General features: G+C 59.6%; 17 protein-coding genes. 5 read left to right on the top strand and 12 right to left on the bottom strand.

Translation table 11 applies throughout. From position 1 onward, the window contains the following. Positions 1–170: 170 nt before the first annotated feature. Both J5286_RS29310 and J5286_RS29305 read right to left on the bottom strand, forming a co-directional pair. A complete protein-coding gene (locus J5286_RS29310; RefSeq protein ID WP_209193505.1) occupies positions 171–1,118 on the bottom strand; it encodes an AraC-like ligand-binding domain-containing protein in 948 nt (315 codons plus the stop codon). Between the two features lie 227 nt (positions 1,119–1,345). Further along, positions 1,346–2,365, bottom strand: a complete 1,020-nt coding sequence (locus J5286_RS29305) for a YeiH family protein (protein ID WP_209193504.1) — start codon at positions 2,363–2,365, stop codon at positions 1,346–1,348. Between the two features lie 107 nt (positions 2,366–2,472). Between J5286_RS29305 and J5286_RS29300 the strand changes: the two genes are divergently transcribed. After that, positions 2,473–3,360 carry a LysR family transcriptional regulator gene (locus J5286_RS29300; protein ID WP_209193503.1) on the top strand — a complete coding sequence of 296 codons (888 nt, stop codon included), beginning with the start codon at positions 2,473–2,475 and terminating at the stop codon, positions 3,358–3,360. A gap of 7 nt (positions 3,361–3,367) precedes the next feature. Here J5286_RS29300 and J5286_RS29295 read toward each other — a convergent pair whose 3' ends face one another. The 6 genes from J5286_RS29295 to J5286_RS29270 all read right to left on the bottom strand — a co-directional run bounded on the left by J5286_RS29295 (position 3,368) and on the right by J5286_RS29270 (position 10,663). Beyond that, positions 3,368–5,431 (bottom strand): alpha-glucosidase, encoded by a 2,064-nt coding sequence (locus J5286_RS29295; RefSeq protein ID WP_245206654.1) that lies wholly within the window; start codon positions 5,429–5,431, stop codon positions 3,368–3,370. A gap of 29 nt (positions 5,432–5,460) precedes the next feature. After that, on the bottom strand, positions 5,461–6,315 hold the full coding sequence (locus J5286_RS29290; RefSeq protein ID WP_209193501.1) for a carbohydrate ABC transporter permease: 855 nt from the start codon (positions 6,313–6,315) through the stop codon (positions 5,461–5,463). 3 nt (positions 6,316–6,318) lie between these two features. Continuing rightward, on the bottom strand, positions 6,319–7,236 hold the full coding sequence (locus tag J5286_RS29285) for a carbohydrate ABC transporter permease (RefSeq protein ID WP_209193512.1): 918 nt from the start codon (positions 7,234–7,236) through the stop codon (positions 6,319–6,321). A 136-nt stretch (positions 7,237–7,372) separates the two neighbouring features. Continuing rightward, positions 7,373–8,608, bottom strand: a complete 1,236-nt coding sequence (locus tag J5286_RS29280; protein WP_209193500.1) for an ABC transporter substrate-binding protein — start codon at positions 8,606–8,608, stop codon at positions 7,373–7,375. A 56-nt stretch (positions 8,609–8,664) separates the two neighbouring features. Next, on the bottom strand, positions 8,665–9,741 hold the full coding sequence (locus J5286_RS29275) for an ABC transporter ATP-binding protein (protein ID WP_209193499.1): 1,077 nt from the start codon (positions 9,739–9,741) through the stop codon (positions 8,665–8,667). 217 nt (positions 9,742–9,958) lie between these two features. Further along, on the bottom strand, positions 9,959–10,663 hold the full coding sequence (locus tag J5286_RS29270) for a GntR family transcriptional regulator (protein ID WP_209193498.1): 705 nt from the start codon (positions 10,661–10,663) through the stop codon (positions 9,959–9,961). Between the two features lie 102 nt (positions 10,664–10,765). On the opposite strand from J5286_RS29270, the gene J5286_RS29265 reads away from it, so the two are divergent. Genes J5286_RS29265 through J5286_RS29255 form a run of 3 tightly spaced genes read left to right on the top strand, consistent with a single transcriptional unit; the run spans position 10,766 to position 13,340 of the window. After that, entirely contained in the window at positions 10,766–11,923 is a 1,158-nt protein-coding gene (locus J5286_RS29265) for an LLM class flavin-dependent oxidoreductase (RefSeq protein WP_209193497.1), read from the top strand. Next, positions 11,923–12,813, top strand: a complete 891-nt coding sequence (locus J5286_RS29260) for an aldo/keto reductase (RefSeq protein WP_209193496.1) — start codon at positions 11,923–11,925, stop codon at positions 12,811–12,813. Before J5286_RS29265 ends, J5286_RS29260 begins: the two co-directional genes overlap by 1 nt. Beyond that, a complete protein-coding gene (locus J5286_RS29255) occupies positions 12,813–13,340 on the top strand; it encodes a flavin reductase family protein (protein ID WP_209193495.1) in 528 nt (175 codons plus the stop codon). Before J5286_RS29260 ends, J5286_RS29255 begins: the two co-directional genes overlap by 1 nt. Positions 13,341–13,969: 629 nt before the next feature. Here J5286_RS29255 and J5286_RS29250 read toward each other — a convergent pair. Next, positions 13,970–15,004, bottom strand: coding sequence for a hypothetical protein (locus J5286_RS29250; RefSeq protein ID WP_209193494.1), 1,035 nt, complete (start codon positions 15,002–15,004; stop codon positions 13,970–13,972). Between the two features lie 526 nt (positions 15,005–15,530). Continuing rightward, positions 15,531–15,881: a hypothetical protein gene (locus J5286_RS29245; protein ID WP_209193493.1), complete on the bottom strand. Its 351-nt coding sequence runs from the start codon at positions 15,879–15,881 to the stop codon at positions 15,531–15,533. Positions 15,882–16,118: 237 nt separating this feature from the next. Between J5286_RS29245 and J5286_RS29240 the strand changes: the two genes are divergently transcribed. Then, positions 16,119–16,370 carry a WGR domain-containing protein gene (locus tag J5286_RS29240; protein WP_209193492.1) on the top strand — a complete coding sequence of 84 codons (252 nt, stop codon included), beginning with the start codon at positions 16,119–16,121 and terminating at the stop codon, positions 16,368–16,370. A 673-nt stretch (positions 16,371–17,043) separates the two neighbouring features. Here J5286_RS29240 and J5286_RS29235 read toward each other — a convergent pair. Both J5286_RS29235 and J5286_RS29230 read right to left on the bottom strand, forming a co-directional pair. After that, positions 17,044–17,781 (bottom strand): ATP-dependent metallopeptidase FtsH/Yme1/Tma family protein, encoded by a 738-nt coding sequence (locus tag J5286_RS29235; protein ID WP_209193491.1) that lies wholly within the window; start codon positions 17,779–17,781, stop codon positions 17,044–17,046. Further along, the gene (locus J5286_RS29230) at positions 17,778–19,334 is read right to left on the bottom strand and encodes an AAA family ATPase (RefSeq protein ID WP_209193490.1); all 1,557 of its coding nucleotides are present in this window, start codon (positions 19,332–19,334) and stop codon (positions 17,778–17,780) included. Before J5286_RS29230 ends, J5286_RS29235 begins: the two co-directional genes overlap by 4 nt. Between the last annotated feature and the right edge of the window lie 92 nt (positions 19,335–19,426).

Here is a 19,426-nt window from a genome sequence, read left to right as displayed (position 1 = left end):
TACGACAGTTAAGCTACGACTAGGGATGGTTGCTGTCTTGTTTCGCTCGGACAGCGAAAATTGACTGAGAGTGCCAATCTAGGCCCACGAGATGGCGGCCACATACCTGAGGCCAACGCCTCCCTGGGCCCCGCAATGGTCAGAAGCATCTCTCCCGCTTCTGTCTACGTTCACGCGCCGGGCAATCCGTTGCGCAACACTTTGCCAGGAGTCATCCCGAACTCCGCTTTGAATGCGCGGTTGAAGTGAGACAGGTCGTTAAAGCCACATTGATAGGCGGCTTGGGTGACTTGGCTAACCCGGCGCTCAGCAAGCAGGGAGAAGCTAACCTGTAGGCGACGTGCCCACAAAAAGTGCATGACCGTGGTGCGCTCAGCCGCGAAAGCGCGCGCCAAAGTTCGGGTCGACGTGTTGATGGCCCGGGCAATCGAAGTGGTATTCAATTCAGCATCGTCCAACTTTGAATCCATGAAGGCTGTCGCCCGGTTGTAGAGTGTCCGATAACCGGCAACGTCCTTGCTGGCAGAACCCGCAGTCCGCTCCATTGCGGAAATGATCATGTCGACCAACGCGGAGGCGTAACGCATCTCGCCGCCGGATCCTGGCGAGGTCCTAAGCTGGGCGCCCTCAAACACCATTGTCCGGAGCAGGCCGGTCAGGCCATCATCGTTTGCGATCTCAACACTGGTCAGGCTTCCCGCTCTCGGAAATCGCGCTAGAAACAACCGCCGCGGTAGGCGGACGATACTGGACTTGATTTGGCCCATTTCATGCCTAAACGGCTGACCGGCATCCAGAACAACGATCGATCCGGGCTTGGCCTTCACCTCCCTCCCGGCTTGAGCAAAGGTCATTTCCCCTTCGTGCAGAAAGGTGGCGACGAAATCTTCGTCGGGGGATTGCCGCAAAATTTTCGACGTTCGCACGAACGTGTGGGGATTGGCCTGCATTTGGCAGATAGTCAGCCCACCCAGTTCACCTCCCTTAAGTGATCCTTCGAAATGGGAGGCGTCAGCGTAGCTAGCTTCCGCTGGGATCAGATGAGCTGCTACACTGTCATGCCAATACTGGGCTTTCTCGTGCTGGCGAAGATTGTCGGTGGAGTATGCAAAGGCCATTTCATTTGTTCCAGACAGCCTCCTCCCCACCATTACATAAGCAATCACCGTGCCAGCCAGTGGTGGCACGCTCAGTCAAGTCGTTGCGCGCGGGCGCGTTTCCCAGAGATCTTAGCGCTCGAAAGTACAAGGAGGCATCGTCGAAAAATGCCTCCTCTCACCAGTTGCATCTCCCAGCGGGGTCTTCGCTCTTGAATGCGGCGTCGTCTGAAGCCACTCGCTCGTCATCAACGTGCGAGAACGGTGATAACGCCGCAATAGCTCATCGCCGTTAAAAGCAGCAGCGACGCAGATGCCGCAAGAATGACGCGTCCGCCTGCGCTGGCAACGGTGCGAATATTCACCGAAAGACCCAGTGCCGCCATTGCAAGGACGGTCAACGCGCTCGATAGCGTTAGCAAGAACGGGATGATCGCAGCTGGAATGAGCCCCATCGAGCGAGCGATCACCACGATGATGAAGCCTATGATGAACCACGGGACGAGACCGCGTTGCGCATGGGCGCAATCACTGCGGTCCTTCTGGAGAATGCCAAGCACGAAAATGACCGGCCCCAACATCAGGACGCGTAGCAGCTTGATCAATGTCCCGGTTTGCACCGCCACCAGGCCGGCAGGCGCCGCAGCGGCGAGCACCTGCGGCACCGCATAAACCGTCAAGCCGGCCAACGCGCCATATTGCGTGACCGTCATGCCCGCATAGAAATACATCAGCGGAAGGATGAGAACCGAGGCGACCCCCAGAACTGCGGTAAAGGCCAGCGCGGCGGCAACTTCGTCAGAATCTGCTTCGATGACCGGAGCAACCGCGACGATTGCGGAATTGCCGCAGATCGAGTTTCCGCAAGCGATCAGCAGGGCCAAGCGGCTCGACAATCCGCAAAACCGCGCGACGAGAAAGCTGGCGCAGATCGAAATGACAACGATCGCCACCACGCAGACGACCAGCGTCGCACCGGCGCTTCGTAGCGTTCCCAAACTCAAGGAAGCACCCAAAAGGACAATCGCGATCTCGAGCAATGTCTTGGAGCTGAAACTGATGCCGGGCTGCCAAGATGTTTTGCCGGGTAAAGCCGTTCGCGTGATGATCCCGATCACGATTGCAAAGACCAGCGCTTCGAGAAGCCCAACCCCGAATACGGCATGTTCCAGTCGCTCGAACAGATAGGCCGCAGCAGCGACCGCCATGCAGACAAGCAAGCCGGGAACGATCTGGCGACTACGGCTGTAACAATTGTGGAGGGTCATCGGTCACCTGGAATTCTAATGATTGCCCGGCAGATTTTTCAGCTAATCGCGTCGACTTCCATCGAATATTCTTCTACATTTCGTTCGAGAAAATAGAATGATTTCCCATGACCTTCGAACAGCTTGCAATTTTCGTCGCGGTGGCGGAGCGTGAACACCTGACCAAGGCTGCGGCCTCAATCAACCTCACGCCATCGGCCGTCAGCACTGCGATCAAGAATCTCGAACATCACTATGGCGTCGAGCTTTTTCACCGCGTCGGCCGCCGCATCGAGCTGACGGAATCGGGGCGGATCTTCCTCGGCGAAGCGAAGTCGCTGCTTGCGAGAGCGCGTGCAGCCGAGCTTGTGCTTAGCGAGCTTGGAGGAATGCAGCGCGGAACGTTGAGTGTGTTCGCCAGCCAGACGATCGCCAGCTATTGGCTCCCTTCCCGCCTCATGCGGTTCCACGCGTCGCACCCAGGCATTGACCTCACTTTGACGATTGGCAACACCCGCACGGTCGCCGATGCGGTCATTTCCGGCGAGGCTGATGTCGGCTTCGTGGAAGGTGACATCGACGAGCCGGCGCTCGCAGCTTCGGTCGTTGCGCAAGACGAGCTTGTGGTGGTCGTCAGTGCATCACACCCGTGGGCGCGCGCCGGCAAACCACCGAACGACGAGCTTGTCGCAGCACCTTGGGTGATGCGCGAGATTGGCTCGGGGACCCGTTCCGTGTTCGAAGATGCGCTGGCCGAGATGGGTATCAAGGTCGAGGATTTGACGATCGCGATGGTGCTGCCATCCAACGAGGCAATCCTGGCAGCACTCGATGACAGCCTGTGTGCCGCCGCCGTCTCCCGTCTCGCCGCTCAGCAACATATCGAGGCCGGCAAACTGATCGAGGTCGATTTTTGCCAGCCGGTCCGTGAATTTCGCCTTCTGAGCCACAAGGAGCGGCACAGCAGCAAAGCTGCCTCGACGCTGATCGAGATGTGCCGCGTCAAAAGGCTCTAACTGCCACTCAAAGTTCAGCCAGCGCCGTAAAGGTCGCGGCAAACGATGCGTCGGCGCGATAAAAGACCGGCGGCTCACCCACCGGCGCGGCAATATTGATTTCCTGACCGCCGGCATACGCCTGGCCGGTCCACACGTGTATCCAGTCAACGCCGTTTGGCAGATAAAGCAGCCGTTCGTGCTGTCCGGCCTGCCAGACAGGCGCAACAAGCAGTTCCTTGCCATAAAGGTAGCTGTCTTGGATCGCATAGGTGTTGCGGTCATCTTCATGATGCAGGAAGAGTGGCCGCTGCACCGGAAGTCCTGTTTCCTCGGCAGCTGCCGACAGTGTCCGGAGATAGGGTGCCAGATGCACGTAAAGGCGCGTCATGCGCGCGAAATGCGCCAACACTTGTAGATCCTGGTCGATCTGGACGTTGTCACGGGGCCGGTTTCCCTCATGCGTGCGCATAATCGAGGTGAAGACCGACATCTCGGCCCAACGCATCAGTAGTTCAGGGGTCCGCACGTTTCCGAACAGGCTGGTGTATCCGCCGATATCGGAGTGATGGTAAGCGTTGCCGAGCAATCCTGACGATAGTGCTGCCGAGATGACGGTCACGAGACCGTCGTGGCGCGAGAAGTCAACCGACTGGTCTCCACCCCACAGCAAAGGGCAATGCGCCTGGACGCCGGTGAAGCCTGCCCGCATGAAGAACAGCGCTTCACCGGTCATGCCACGCGACGCGACGGCGTTGGCATTGACCTCGGCCCAAAGGGTCGGCCACGCATTGTGCATCAGCTTGGCGTCAACGCCGTTGTCTAGATTGACATCGATCGGCAGGTACTCGCCGAAATCTGCCATCCAGCCGGATAGACCGAAATCCAGCATCTTCTTGCCGATGACCTCTTCGGCAAACCATTCGGCCGCTTCCGGATTGGTGAAATCGACCACGCCGCAATCGAACTCGCCGAAATCGACCAGGGCTGTCGCCCCTTCCGTCGTCTTGGCAAAATAACCGGCACGTTCAGCCTCCGGGAAGAGCGGGCCATCAACGCATAGATAGGGGTTCACATAGCCTAGAAAGCGGATGCCCGCGTCATTCAGCTCGGCGATCTTCTGGCGCAGACCCGGATAGCGCTCCTCGTTTGCCTGCCAGTCCCAAAACAGTCTTGCCCCGAAGGAGGTCTGCCTAAGCCCGACCCAGTCCTCGCACCAGAGACCGGAGACCTGTACGCCCGCGTCTCGCATCGCCTGCAGCCGGGCAAAGGAGTTGACGCCGTCTTTCAGGCCAATGATCGCACCCTTATAGACCCACTCGGGTAGACGCGGCTGGCGGCCGAAGCGTTTGGAAAGCTGGCCGACGAGCTCGACGAAACTGGGCGCTGCGAAGAGCTCGATCCGCTCGGGGATCGTCCAGGTCTCGATCTCGTGGAAGCTCTTGTGGCGGAAGTCGAAGACCGAATAGGCGGTCGTCTCCACATGCAGTGCGTAGCGTGCCGACGAGACATAGGTCGGCTGTGGGTAGTTGGTATTGAAGTAGTCGCCGCCGGCACGATCCTTGACGTTGGACTTGAAGGTGATCTCGCTGGTCTTGTCGCGGCCGACGCCCGGCTCAGAGGTCCAAAGTGGAAAGCGCCTGCCGCGCATGTCGAAGTAAGACATCTGCTCGCCACCACCCCAGACATGCTCGTCATGGTCGGCAGCGACCCGCATCCAGAAGCGGTTGATCAGCGGATCGAGCGCCTGGATTTCGATGGCGCTGTCGGTGAAGGTTAGGACGAGGCGTGGCGGCTGGCCAGCGCGTTCCGACAATGCGATCCGGCGTCCGTCGATCTCGGCATGCGCTAATCTGCTGCGCTCGATCACATAGTCTTCGATGTCGAAATTGCCGCGATACATGTCCATGCGCTCTTCGCCGATGCCGACGAAAATTGCGGGTGCGCTGCTCGTGTGGTTGAGAACGACGCGCCCGTCGAGGGACACGTTGAAGCCCGAAGCGGTCGCGTCGAGCACGACGCGCTCTCCGGTCCCGCCCGCCTGCCTGAGTTCAGTCGGCGCCGGACGTTCGAGCGTTGAATCGGTAAACATGCTGTCTCGCTGCATTGCTGTGGCGTGGCTCATCCCTTGATGCCTCCCGAGGTCAGGCCGGACACGACACGCTCCTGGAAGATGACGATCAGGATCGCCACCGGAACGATGCCGACGACGAGCGCGGACGAGATGACCGGCCAGGGAAAGGCGAACTCGCCCTGATAGAGCTGGATACCGACAGGGAGGGTACGGAGCGACGGATTGGAATTGAACGACAATGCCAGCAGAAACTCATCCCAGGCGTTGACGAAGGCGAGGATGCCGGCAGTGAAGACACCGGGCGCGCAAAGGGGAACGACGACCTTGAAAAGAGCGCCAAGCCGGGTGCAGCCGTCGATCATCGCGGCATTTTCGAGATCACGCGGGATGCCCTCGAAGAAAGAGATCAGCATCAGCGTGCAGATCGGCAGGGACAGCACCGTATACGGTAGGACCAATGCAACCCACGTGTTCAAGAGATTGAGCGAGCGCATGATCTCGAACAGCGGCACGAGCAGTGTCACCAGCGGGAAGGTCGAGACGGCGACAATCAGCGCCAGGATCAGTCCACGGAAACGCAGGTTGAGCCGCGCCAGCGCGTATGCGGCGAGAACCGATACGAACAGCGTCAGCAACGTCGACAGCAGCGCCACCATGAAGCTGTTGAACAGGAACAGATGCAGCGGCTGGTCGGAAAAGGCCTGCATGTAGTTTGCAAGCGTGGCGTGATGCGGCAGCCAGGTGATTGGCTTCAGCGTCAGTTCGCTTTCTGTCTTCAATGACGTGAACAAGATCCACAGCGCCGGGAACAGCCCGTTGACGAGTAGGATTGCGGCGGCAATGAAGCGCAGAGGTTTACCGGCCAGGAACGACGCGGGGCTGGGAACGACAACGGCGCTCATGACCTATTCCTTTGTCCTGATGATGCGGAGATACACCGCAGTGACGACCATCGACAGCGCGAACATAACGACGGCGAGCGCCGATCCGTAGCCGAGGTCGAGGAACGACACGGTGTTCTGGTGGATGTACATCGCAAGCGTCGCCGTCGATGTGCCAGGCCCGCCACCCGTCATCATGAACGGAATGTCGAAGGTCTGCAGCGCCGTGATGGTGCGGAAGATCAGCGCAACGACGATCGAGGGCTTGAGCAGCGGCAGGGTGATCTCGAAGAACTGCCGGACGCGCCCTGCCCCATCGACATCAGCAGCCTCGTATAGAGAACGCGGAATGGTCTGAAGGCCGGCAAGGATCATCAGCGCCATGAAGGATGACGTCTTCCACACGATCGTCAGGCAGATGGCGGCAAAGGCCCAGTTCGGGGAATTGAACCAGATGATACTGCCGAAGCCGAGACGCGTGAGCACGTCGTTGACGACACCGTATTCGGAGTGGAAAAACCACGCAAAGATCAGGCCGGCGAAGGATAGCGGCAGCGCCCATGGGATCAGCAGCGATAGTCGCACCGGCCATTGCATGGCAAACGGCAGATTGGCGAGCAGCGCAAGTCCGAGGCCGACCAGCAGGGCGCCGGGTACAGTGATGATCGTGATCAGCACCGTGTTCCACAGCGTCTGCCAGAACACCGGATCGTCGATCATTGCGCGGTAATTGTCGATGCCGACGAACTCCGCCGGCAAGCCGGAGGTCAGCGACAGGTTGAAGAAGCTGGTGTAGACCAACCGCCCAACGGGATATACGATGATCAGCGACAGCAGGATGGCGGCGGGCGCCAGCAAGAGAACGGCCAGCGCGCGGTCGCTCAGGTCGAGCCATTTGCTCCACCGCGGCAGTTGCTCTTCATCTGCGTCAGTGAGCGGCATGATTGATATACTCACGGCGAGCGCTCCTGCTGTGCGTGTTCATGTCATATCCCTTTCTGTCGGGGGCACGGTCAGCGCGACCTGCAACGGAGAAACAAGATGTGTTGCAGGTCAGCGCATGGTGCGCAAAAGCGGACTATCGCAAGATCCGCTTCAGCCGCGCTTCGATCTGCGAAGCGCCTTCTTCCGGCGTGCTGACACCGGCCAGCACAGCGTTGATGGTGGTGCGGATGGTTTCACTGACCTCGTTGTAGCGAGGGGTGACAGGGCGGGCCTTTGCGGTCTCGACCACTGGCAGAGCGCTGGCGAACCACGGCGCTGCCTTGGTCACATCGGCATCCTTGTAGAGATCGGCATAGGTCGGCAGCAGCGCGCCGTTGACAGCCATGAACTTCGAGACTTCAGGGCTGGACAGGAATTCGACAAGCTTCTTTGCCTCTTCCTGATGCGTGGAGTAGGCAGACACGCCGAACTCCCAACCGCCGAGGCAGCTTGCCTGCTCGCCGCCGGTCACTGACGGAAGCGTTGCAACATCGACCTTGCCGACAACGGCCGAATCCTTGCCCTGGAAGCTGGACCAGCCATAGGACCAGTTGATGGCGAACACGACGTTGCCGGCCTGGAATTCCTTGCGGGTGTCATCGGTCGCCACTTCGGAAATGTTCTTCTTGGCGACGCCGTCATCGACGAAGCTCTTCCACAGCGCCAGCGATTTGACCGCGGCATCGTGATCGAACGTTAGCTTGCCGTTCTCGACGAGTGTCTTGCCCTGGCTCCAGTAAGGCAGCAGGAAGGTGCAGACGGCACCCTCGATCGCCTTGCCCTGGAACGACAGGCCCTGGAGGTCGGGACGCCCCTCGCCTTGCGTGATCTTCTTGGCGGCGGCCGTCAGCTCTTCCCACGTCTTCGGTGGCTGGATGCCGTATTTGTCGAGCAGATCCTTGCGATAGTAGAGGAACATCGCATCGGCGAATGCCGGAATGGCGACGACCTTGCTATCGACGGTATTTGCTTCCGTGTAGGTCGGCAGGAACTTCGACATATCCTTGTCGGAGAAGTCGCTGGTCCAGCCGGCCTTGGCATATTGAGCCGGTCGGATGACATCGAGCATCAGGACGTCGAGATTGGTGTCCTTGGCCGACATCACGGTGTTGAGGTATTGAGCCTGAGCTTCCGACGTGTTGCCGCCAGCCTCGATGGTGACCTTCACCCCTGGCGTCTTGGCTTCGTACTGGTCGAATACCTTGCGCCAGACGTCTGGATGATGCTGGCTCGACACGAAGATTTTCAGTTCAGTATCGGCGAAAGCCGGAACGGCCGAGCCCAGAATGCTGGCGCAAAGCGCCAAGCCGATAAGTGGCCTGCTGATCATGTTTTCCTCCCAGTGATCATAAGCGCGGACCTCAATCCTCCGCCGCGCAAAGAGCTTCAGGCGATCGCGCGCTGCGTTGCGGCGTCGAACAGATGAACCTTTGAAGGGTCGACGCCGATCCTGATTTCCTCGCCGGCATGGGTGCGAACATCAGGCGGCATGCGTGCGGTTAATACGTCGCCGCCCAATTGGAAATGGACCAGCGTGTCGGATCCGAGCGGCTCGACGACCTGAACCTTTACGGCCAGTTGGACATCGGATGCTGCAACCGGCGTAAAATGCTCCGGCCGAATACCGACGATGACCTCTCGGCCTTGGCCCAGCGTTCCCTGACCCGCGTGGACCGCGGCGCATGGCAGAGAGTTGCCGTCGCTGAACACGAGACGGTCGCCCTGGATCTCAGCTTTTGAAAAATTCATCGCCGGAGAACCGACGAAGCCACCGACGAAGACGCTGTTAGGCCGGTTGTAGACCTCGTCTGGCGTGCCGACCTGCTCGATGTCGCCGCCACGGAGAATGACGATGCGGTCAGCCAGCGTCATCGCCTCGACCTGATCGTGCGTGACGTAGATGATGGTCGTACCGATCTGCTGATGCAGACGCTTGATCTCGGTGCGCACCTGTCCGCGAAGCTTGGCGTCCAGGTTCGACAGCGGCTCGTCGAACAGAAACACCTGCGGACGGCGCACGATCGCGCGGCCCATAGCGACGCGCTGACGCTGACCACCCGACAATTGCCCCGGACGGCGATCCAGAAGATGCGAAATGCCTAAAATCTCGGCCGCATCGTTGATGCGTCGGTTGGAATCGGCAATGTTCGTGCCCCGAACCTTGAGGCTGAAGCCCATGTTCTCACGCACGGTCTTATGCGGATAGAGCGCGTAATCCTGAAAGACCATGGCAATGTCGCGTTCACGCGGCGGCAGCGCGTTGACAACCCGATCTCCGATACGGATTTCTCCGCCGGAGATGGTCTCGAGCCCGGCCACCATACGCAGTGTCGTCGATTTTCCGCAGCCCGATGGACCAACGAAAACGACGAATTCGCCGTCGGCGATCTCCAGATCGATGCCCTTGACGATGCGCAGCGCGCCATAACTTTTGTCAAGCTTCTTCAGACTTACCGACGCCATGCGTTCCTCCTCAAACCTTGACCGAAATCAAACCAAGGCCACCTCTTGGCAGCGATCATACCGACAGCGATAAGGAAATCAATAGTGTATCAATTTTATTTATGTCGATTAATTTACAGTCTAAGCTATTGAATTTTAACGCACCTAATGGGTTGTGCGGTAATTGCGTTCTGTCAGTTTCTCACAAGCCCTTCGCAGAGTACGGTGATGCCCGACCTTAGCGAAGCCGGCTGACGTAACGTGCCAGCTCATGATCATACCACGTATGCGAGAGCTCGGCCGTCACGCCGTCCTGCGCCTGGCTCATACGCACGACATGGGGTGCCGAGCTACCCGGTTTTTGACCAAACGCCTCGGGCGCCCACTCGGGAACGGCGCTCAGCCCGATCTGATCCTCGGCGCGCGCTATCCACAGTCCGAGCCTGGTCCTGTAATAGAGATAGAGAGATTCCGACAATTCCTCTGCAGTGACAGTTTCCACATAAGAGCCGTCGAGCCAGATCTCTTCCACGGCCACCACCTTGCCAGACAGACGGCGCAAACGCCGGATGCGATGCCCCTCCCCCGAGGCGCCGAAGGTTGGCAAATACTCGGGCTTCTTCAGTCGGCATACATCCAGTACCTCCGCGGTTGGAAGCCCGCCGCCGCCGACCAGCTCAAGCCGGAACATGGCGTAGACGCTCTTGGGATCGCTGATCGCCCTGATGTAATTACCCGAGCCCTGAACGCGCTCGAGAAGGCCGCGGCTTTGCAATTCCGCCAGAGTTTTGCGTAGCGTTCCAACGGCGATGCCGAGGTTGGCGGCCATCTCGCGCTCGGGGGCAAGCTTCTCGCCATCGATCAACCGTCCCGCCGCGATATCTCGAACCAGAAGCTCGGCGATCTGGAGATACATGGGCAGGCTACCGCGGGCGTTCTTCATTTGCAGGCCATCCTTGGGCGCGAGACAAAAAATTGATACACCATTGATTTACTAAAAACCTGATGATATTCAAGTGTCATTCGGCAGGTGAGGAGGAATTTTATGACCGTTGTACCGATAACATCAGGCGATCTCGATGCCGCCGAAGTATCATGGTTTTCTGCGCTGTGCTCCGACGATTACGCGTATCTCGGCGTTCCTGATGACACTCTGCGCTCGAGCTGGGCGCATTGCTCGTCAATCGTCCAGAAGACGGAAGCACTTGGCTTCCGCAACATTCTGTGCCCCTCGTCCTACCAGGTTGGTCAGGACACACTTAGCTTCGTTGCTGGTTGTGCGCCGATCACCGAGAAGATCAATTTCCTTGCGGCGATCCGCTGCGGAGAGATGCAACCGATCATGCTGGCCAGAACTGTGGCCACGCTCGACCATATGCTGAAGGGCCGCCTGACGCTGAACGTCATAAGCTCCGACTTCCCTGGCGAGGTTGCGGACAGCGCCTACCGCTATCGCCGCAGCCACGAGGTGGTTGAGATCCTGCGCCAGGCGTGGACGCGCGACACGATCGACCACGACGGGGAGATCTACCAGTTCAAGGGCGTCTCCACTGAACCGGCGAGGCCATATCAACAGAACGGCGGTCCGCTGCTTTATTTCGGCGGCTATTCGCCTGACGCGCTGGAACTGTGCGGCGCCCAGTGCGACGTCTATCTGATGTGGCCCGAGGTCAAGGAGCAGCTTGCCGAGCGCATGCGCGCCGTCCATGCCCGGGCCGAGGCCCATGGCCGCACGCTCGACTATGGCCTCCGCATTCATATGATTGTGCGAGATACGGAGGTCGAAGCCCGCGAGTACGCCGAGCATCTGGTGTCAAAGCTGGATGACGAGTATGGCCAGCTAATCCGCAACCGCGCGCATGACAGCATTTCGCTCGGGGTTTCCCACCAGGCGCGGGCCCGCGAGCTTGCCGACAAGTTCGGCTATGTCGAACCCAACATCTGGACCGGCGTCGGCCGCGCGCGTTCGGGCTGCGGCGCCGCTTTGGTCGGCTCCACCGATCAAGTCCTTACCGCGCTCGAAAACTACCAGAAGATGGGCATCCGCGCCTTCATCTTCTCCGGCTATCCGCATCTCGACGAGGCCGAACATTTCGGCACGAAAGTGCTGCCACAGATGAAGACCTGCTCGCTACCGGAAGCACGTGGCCGGGTTCCCGCCGAGACCCCAGCCACTCCACTTGGAAATGGAAAGCGCCACTGATGAAACGCATTGAACTGAACGCCGAAGTATCGCTGAGCAGGCTCGTCTATGGAATGTGGCGCATTGGCGATGACGCCGACACGTCGCCGGCGCATGTGCAGGCAAAGATCGAGGCGTGCCTCGCCCAGGGCATAACCGCTATCGATCAGGCAGACATCTACGGCGGCTACACCGCCGAGGCCATTCTTGGTGGCGCGTTTCGGGCGTCACCGGGTCTACGGGACAAGCTGGAGATCGTTACAAAATGCGGCATCGTGGCGCCCGCTGGCCGTCATGCGGCCGCACGCGTCAAGCACTATGATACGAGCGCCGGCCATATCAACGCCTCGGTCGAGACGTCCCTTCGCGACCTGGCGACAGACCGGATCGATCTCCTCCTTATCCATCGCCCGGACCCATTCATGGACGCGGAGGAAACCGGCGCGACGCTTGATGCACTCGTGAAATCGGGCAAGGTGAGAGCAGTCGGCGTCTCCAATTTCCGCCCTTGGGATTTCGCACTGCTGCAATCGGCCATGAGCACGCCACTGTCGACCAACCAGATCGAGCTCAGCCTTTCTGCCGCGGACGCCTTTACCAACGGCGATCTCGCCTTCCTGCAGGAGCGCAAGCGGCCGGTCATGGCCTGGTCGCCGCTGGGTGGCGGTTCTCTGTTGACCAGGGGTGGAGCGCTCGCCGCCGGACTTGCCAGGATCGCGGCCGAACAGGGTGTCGATGTCGCTGCGGTTGCCGTCGCGTGGCTGCTGGCGCACCCGGCCGCAATCCTACCGGTGCTGGGGACCAACAACCTGCAGCGGATCGCAGCAATCTCTGACGCAAATAAAGTGTTAATCGATCGCCAGACCTGGTTCGAGCTCTATTCACTTGCCATTGGACATGAGGTGCCGTGATGACAATCGTCGAAACTGCAAGATCCTTCGAAGAGCATGTGTTCATACCTGATGCCGAGACCACGCGCAGCTACCGCAACGCGCTCGGGGCTTTCCCAACGGGTGTGACCGTTGTGACCGCGAACACTGATGCCGGTCCAATCGGCATGACGGTAAACAGCTTCGCATCCGTCTCACTCGACCCACCACTGGTACTCTGGTCGCCAGCCAAGAGTTCGTCACGGCATGCACTCTTCACGTCTGCCGGACATTTTACCATTCACGTGCTGAGTGCAGAGCAGACCGCGCTTAGCAGCCGTTTTACTCGGGGCGGCCAAGGCTTCGCCGATCTCGGTTGGGAGCACAATATCGAGGGTGCTCCCATCATCCCCGGCACGCTTGCCCGGTTCGAATGCGAGCAGCAATCCGTCTATGATGCTGGCGATCACTCGCTGGTCATCGGCCGGGTGTTGCGGGTCGGGCTGAGGGACGGTGAACCGCTTTGTTTTGCAAGGGGTGGTTTCGGCCGGTTCGAGCGCCATGGCTGACAGCTCGTCTCATCAGGCGAAGACGCGGCTTCGGTGAAAAGCTTCACTGCCATCGGCAGATCTTCACCAGGCCTCAACACGGGGATCGGGTCTCAGGGTGCCAATCGTACTTCTGTTACTGTGCCCTCTCACCGCGCACTTCCTATGGAACATGGAGTGCCGATCCAAATTATGGATCGATCGAACCCAAAATTGGATCATGGTGCATGGCAAGCCATGCGATCCGCACCTTGGCTCGTCCGGCATGCATTGTGTGCATTGCGATATCAAACAGACCGATATGGCTGCGATTGACTTATCGACTCAGACGCGGGGTCCTTTCGCGGCAATTATTGCCGTTTGCGATGGCGGCAAGCTTCCGTCGCCAACGCCGCGGAGAGCTTTCGAGGAACGGAATGCCGACCGCAGGTGAACCAACCGATCTGCAACGGCGGTCATACCCTGGGACGCACAAAGTCCATTGGCGTGCCGGTCAACCCCCCATTCTTGGATCATGCGCCAGTGATGGCCCGGTTCGGTGATGCCGAAGTGGCCGGTGAAGCGAGCGGACGGCAAAAAGGGCCGCAGTGCGGCCCTTCGAGCTTTCGCGTGAAGCGCGGATCAGTCCGGGCTTCGACTGGCTTGTCGCCTCACGCCATCGGGGCGGGCGCCGGTGACATGTTGAGTGAGCGTTCCGCCAGCTCCTCGGGCGCAAGCGGCGGGACGGCGGCAAGCTGCGCGCGGGCCGCGGCGCCATCGTGGGCGATCACGTCAATCGAAGCCGGGTCCGTCACGTTGCCTGCCGGGGCTGCCGGCTTACGTTCCTTCGAGATCGCCCAAACGAGGATCGGCAGAACCTGGTTTTCCAGCCAGCCACGCATCTCGCCGGACTTCGGCCAAGCTTCGATGGAGCCGAGCGTCAGCAGCGTGTCGCTCACCCGCGCCCACTCGCTTGTTTTCGGGAACGTCGTCGCGCGGGATGTGGGTCCTGTCACGATTTCTGGTTCGACGAACAGAGCAAGGCTCTCAAGTTCCTGCCGGGCGATGCGAGCGAGATCGACGATCTCCTTGGCAAGCGCTTCCTTGATCACTCGCTTTCTTGCCAATGCAGTGCCGACCATCTGGCAAATCGTTTCGATGTGCGCGATGAAGGCCTTCAGCCCGTCGCGGACCTTGAGCGCAATCAGCGCCTTCAGCCCGGTAACCCCGCCAGCCGAGAAGTGGTCGTCGGCGGTCGCCTTCCCCGCACCCTGATCCCCGCCGGCCAGGATGGATTTCACATCCGATACCTGGAGGCGCCCGTGTTCCGTGGCAAAGGCAATCGCCTCGGTGATCTGTTCCGGTGTTGCGGAGCTCAGGTGGAACAGCGCCGTCGATCCCACCGAGAGGTCGACGAGGTCGTCCCGGTACGGTGTGAGGTTGCGATACACCGCAACATAGTTGCGAGCGCTGCGGACTGCGAGACCGCAGCGCTTCTTCACCCAGCCGTCAAAATTGCCGTCGGTGAGCATTTCTGCCGCGGCCGCCAGGTGGTCACCGAGCTCGAAAGTCTGTTCTGTCGTGCGGCGACCAAGATCGAAGATGAGAGAAGCCCTCGTCTCGAGTTCATCGCGCATCGCGGGATCGATCGCGAGCGTGTCGTAGAGGGAAGAGGAAGTAGCGAGGGTATCGAGCAATGTCTTCACGGTGGTCTCCTGTGCAATGTATTCGATGGACAGCCCGTCGAATGAATGTATTATCGCATCGGAAGATTATTGAAGCAAATTCAATTATATACTTAGAAAAGTAAAGTCGTCGATATATATTTAATATTAGCGCATAGTATGAATAATAAATAAAATAATAGATATATATTAACCATAAAATACATATTTATACGATAAAGATGAATTATTTTTATTTAATACGTTTCTAGATATTCTTTTATGCAGGTCTAATCGGGCGCAACGAATGCCGCCCGCACCACGATGGCAGCCGCTTCCAATGAGCTTTGCGCAAAGGTCATAGTATTCGATCATGGTTGCGTCTGCACGCGCAGTTCAAGCTGGCGGCCGATTGTCACGCGCCCGCTCAGCCATGGACCATGCCGCCGAACGCGCTGCGATCGGAGCCGGGTGGCTCTTCGAGACGGCCGGAGACGACATCGCATCGGCAGTGGCATGGAGTTGATCCGGCTGGGCCAACTCCACGCCTTAGTGCGATTGATGGCAATTAGAGGAATGGGAAATTCGCAAACTGCCGATACGTCCCCTCGAACACGATCTTCCTGCTGGCGGTATCGGTGATCGTCAACTGCGTCTCGTCGCCGTTGATTGACGGCTGCTGGAAGCGATAGACGTACTCACTGTCACCGGAGACGGCGTCAGTGAGCCGGAACTCGCCGGCTGCATCCGCCATCATCAGACCCGCAATCGCCTGGCACAGCGAGATTTGCGGATGATGGTTATAGCTGTTCATGTCGCCGGCAAGCTGCTGGCGGGCAGCCCGCCAATGGTGGCCGATATCGCGCTGCATGGATGCCGGATCGCTGTCTTCGTGCTTGTAGAGATGAAGTGTGATCATCTCCGGCTCGTCCCGTCCCGGATAGGGAAAAATCTCAAAAATGAATGTGCTGCGCAAACCCAAAGCATGCCTCCTTTACAAAACGGGCGAACGCTACGGCCAAAGGGATAACAAAGCATGATCCACTGCGACCGATGCTGGATCGATCCCGGACTTATCAATCGGATGAATCGGTTCGTGCCCACCGATTCATAACTGTCGTTGGACCTCCGGCAGGTTGAGGGGCAGACTCTTTGCATGATCCAGCCCTATCGCATTCACATCGAACGCAGAGATTTCAAGCGCAACATGGCGCGTTTCTATTCGTTGTCGATCGAGCCCGATCTGTTCGGCGGCGCAGCACTGGTGCGGCGCTGGGGGAGGATTGGAAAGTCCGGCCAGCGTCGCATCGATCTTCATGCAGGCGAGGACGCCGCAGTCCGCCAGTTCCTCTTGTTGCTCGGCGCCAAACGCCGTCGCGGCTATCGACCGGTCGGCGATGGCCTTTGATCGGCCTGATAAGGCCAGGCGGGCGATTCCTCTGCAAACGTCGTTTGACGAAGTCACGGGGGGAAAGCTATCAAAATCGACAAAGCGCGTTTGCAAAAAAACAGGCCGAGGCAGTCAGAGGGGCCGACGGGTAGCCGAGAAGACGGCACCAACGAGAGAGTGGCAGACTGGGAAACCGGTGGCTAGCAGGCGCAGACGTATTGGGCCAGCGCTGGTGGCTTCCAACCTTGGGCTTCGAGGAGCATACCAGCGGCCATAGATATCGCCTTGCGGCCTTAGGCGTCGATCGCGGCGATCGAGATCGATCAAGCCGAATGGACGTTGGCAGTCCTCTATCCTTTGTTCGGCGGCATCCTTCGACGTCGATGTGACTTCGCTGCAATCTGAATCGGAATTCCGGAGATCGGAATCGAATGAGCGCAATTTGTTTCGAATTGCCGGCAATACGAGATGGGTCACCGGCAACGCGTTGTGGAGTTTGGGCCGAACGCTGAATCGATCAGTCGGCATTCTGAATCAAAATTCTGAACAACAGAATCGTCCGCCGGTAACGTTGAATCGGATCACCGCAACTTGTCTCAAGTTGCCGGCAATGTGAGACGCACCGATTCAAGTTGCCTGCCCCACGATCGTGGCTGTTGTTGTCCGCATCGCCTCCCGATGATCCCTCCCCTCACCCGGAGCCTTCCAGGATTGCCGTTACCGCCTTCCCATCCATCGCCTGCAGCGCAAACAGCGCGCGGGAGAGCCTGTCGAGGGCCGCCCGATTTTGCATCAGTGTCTCGGTGGCAAAGCCGAACGCCACCTGCAGCCTCCGCTGGATCGCCTGCCGAAGCGCGGCGTCGCCTGATAACGCCGATGTCGCATCCGCATGATGGCGATAGACCAGCGGGTCCGTTCCAAATCCCAGCGTCGTCTCCATGTCGAGGGCAATGCGCGTTGCACGCGCCAGGTCACTCTCATCCGCGCCACCCGACCCGGCCGAGGCATCACCCAGCACCAGCACCTCGGCCGCCCGCCCAGCCATCAGCATCGCCAGCAGGCAGTCGTAATGTTCGAGCACGTCGCCGCGCCGATTGTTGTAACCGACCATGTTGAAGCCGCCCGCCTGGCTATCGATGGTCAGACCGCGGATGGAGCCGAGACGCAGGCCATGATGAACGACTGCATGGCCTGCCTCATGCACGGCGTAGCGCCAGCGCGTGTTGCGATTGAGCGGCGGCCTGTGTCCGCGGATGCCGGCCTCGACGTCGTCATAGGTCAGCCCCCTGCCCTGCCTGCGTGCTTTCGATCGGGCCTCGCGCACGGCGCGCTCGATATCGGCGCCGGTCAGACCCAGCGCGCGTGTTGCCAGACGCCGCAACAATGCGGCGCCGTTTGAGAGGGAAACGGCTTCGGTGGGTCTCTTCACAGGCTGTCCTCCTTGCCGAGATCTTGGCCTTGATCCGGCTTATGATCGGGAATGGCCTGCGCCAGCGTGGCGAGGTCGTCCTTCAGATGATGGCGCAGGATGCCGGTGAGCGCATCGATGTCGGGTTGAGGGATGATGATGTGTTTCTCCAGCCTTCCGGCACGGGTGACGGCCGTATCGATCTCCTGCGGACGATTGGTCGCTCCGATGACGATGATGCCTTCGGTCTTCACCGTGCCGTCGAGCAGCTCCAGCAGCCGGTTAACGACGGCGTTCCAATAGTCTGCATACTCGTGATTGGCCGCCACGCGCTTGCCGATCCCGTCGATCTCGTCGATGAAGACGATCGCCGGCGCCAGCGCTGCGGCCTCTTCGAAGGTCCGGCTCATGCGCGTCAGCACTCCGTTGAGATGAGAGCCTTCCAGCCAGCTCGACACGGAGGTTGCCACGAGCGGCACCTGCAAACTGTTGCAGAGCGCCTTGGCAAAGGTGGTTTTGCCGGTTCCGGGTGGGCCGCTCAGTAGCAAACGTGTGCTGAGATCCGACCAGCGGATGGTCTGAGCGTGATAGGCGTCGAGATCGAGCTTCAGGTCGAGCGCCCAGGTCATAGCCTCGCCATAGCCGGAAAGATGCTCGAGAAGCAGGATCTCCTGTGTCTGCTGAGCGCCGATGACCGGGAGGATGATCTCGGCGCCGGACGACTTTGCAGATCCCTGCGCGCGCGTATCGGACTTTGCGGTTTTCGCATCTGCCCGAAACGGGCTTTGCGAGATCATGTGGCGCTCCTGTTTCGCAGTCGTGTCGACCTGGTCCTCGCCTCCGGTCTCATCGCTGCTTGCTTCGGCAAGATGACGGAGCACTGACAGCGCATGCTCGACCGGGCGACCCGGCCGGAAGGCGAGATCGAGATCATGCAGCGACAGATGCGCTGCATCGATGTCGGCAATCGCCTTGCTGTGCCCATCCCGATCTTTTGTGTCATAGAACAGGGCGACGAGATCACCGATGATCGCGCTGTCGATGTCACCTGCATGCAGCGCGATATCCGCGGACAGATCGAGGATCGCCGGCGTCGATCCCTGCGCCTCGCCGATGGCAATAATCGGACATGACTGCCCCAGCGCGCGATTGATCTGGCGCCGCAAGCCAAGACCATGGGTTCGGTAAAGGTCTTTGCCGCAGAAGTGGATGAACCGACGCCGTACGTCGCCGTCGCCGTAGGCCCACCGGCCATTGTCCATCAGAAGGTTGCCTTCCGTCCCCTCATAGGGACCGAAGGGAACGAGGGCCGAGGTCTCGACCAATCTGAGGACGGCACCTTCGAAGCCGCCGGCCCACGCCGTCAGCGTGATGATCGGGGCCGGCTGTCGGAGAATGTCGACGATCTCGCGTAGCGTATAGCCGCTCGCCGCGATGGCACGGGCAAGAAGCAGCACGGTGGCAATCGCGGCTGCATCCGCGGGCGGGCGTTCTGCACCGGAAACCCGATACTGGCTGCGTGCGGTCATGTGACGGAAGCGACGAAGGAGGAGGAGCATAAGGCGATCCATCATCGTCTCTCCCCCGTTCGCGTTGCTCGGCCTGCGATCCATTGGCTGACGAGTATGGCGGTAGGGTCGCCTGCCTGGCTCAGGCCAGTGAGATC

The organism is Rhizobium sp. 16-488-2b (genome assembly GCF_017741815.1).
Lineage (GTDB): Bacteria > Pseudomonadota > Alphaproteobacteria > Rhizobiales > Rhizobiaceae > Rhizobium.
This window is presented reverse-complemented; position numbering and strand designations above follow the sequence as displayed.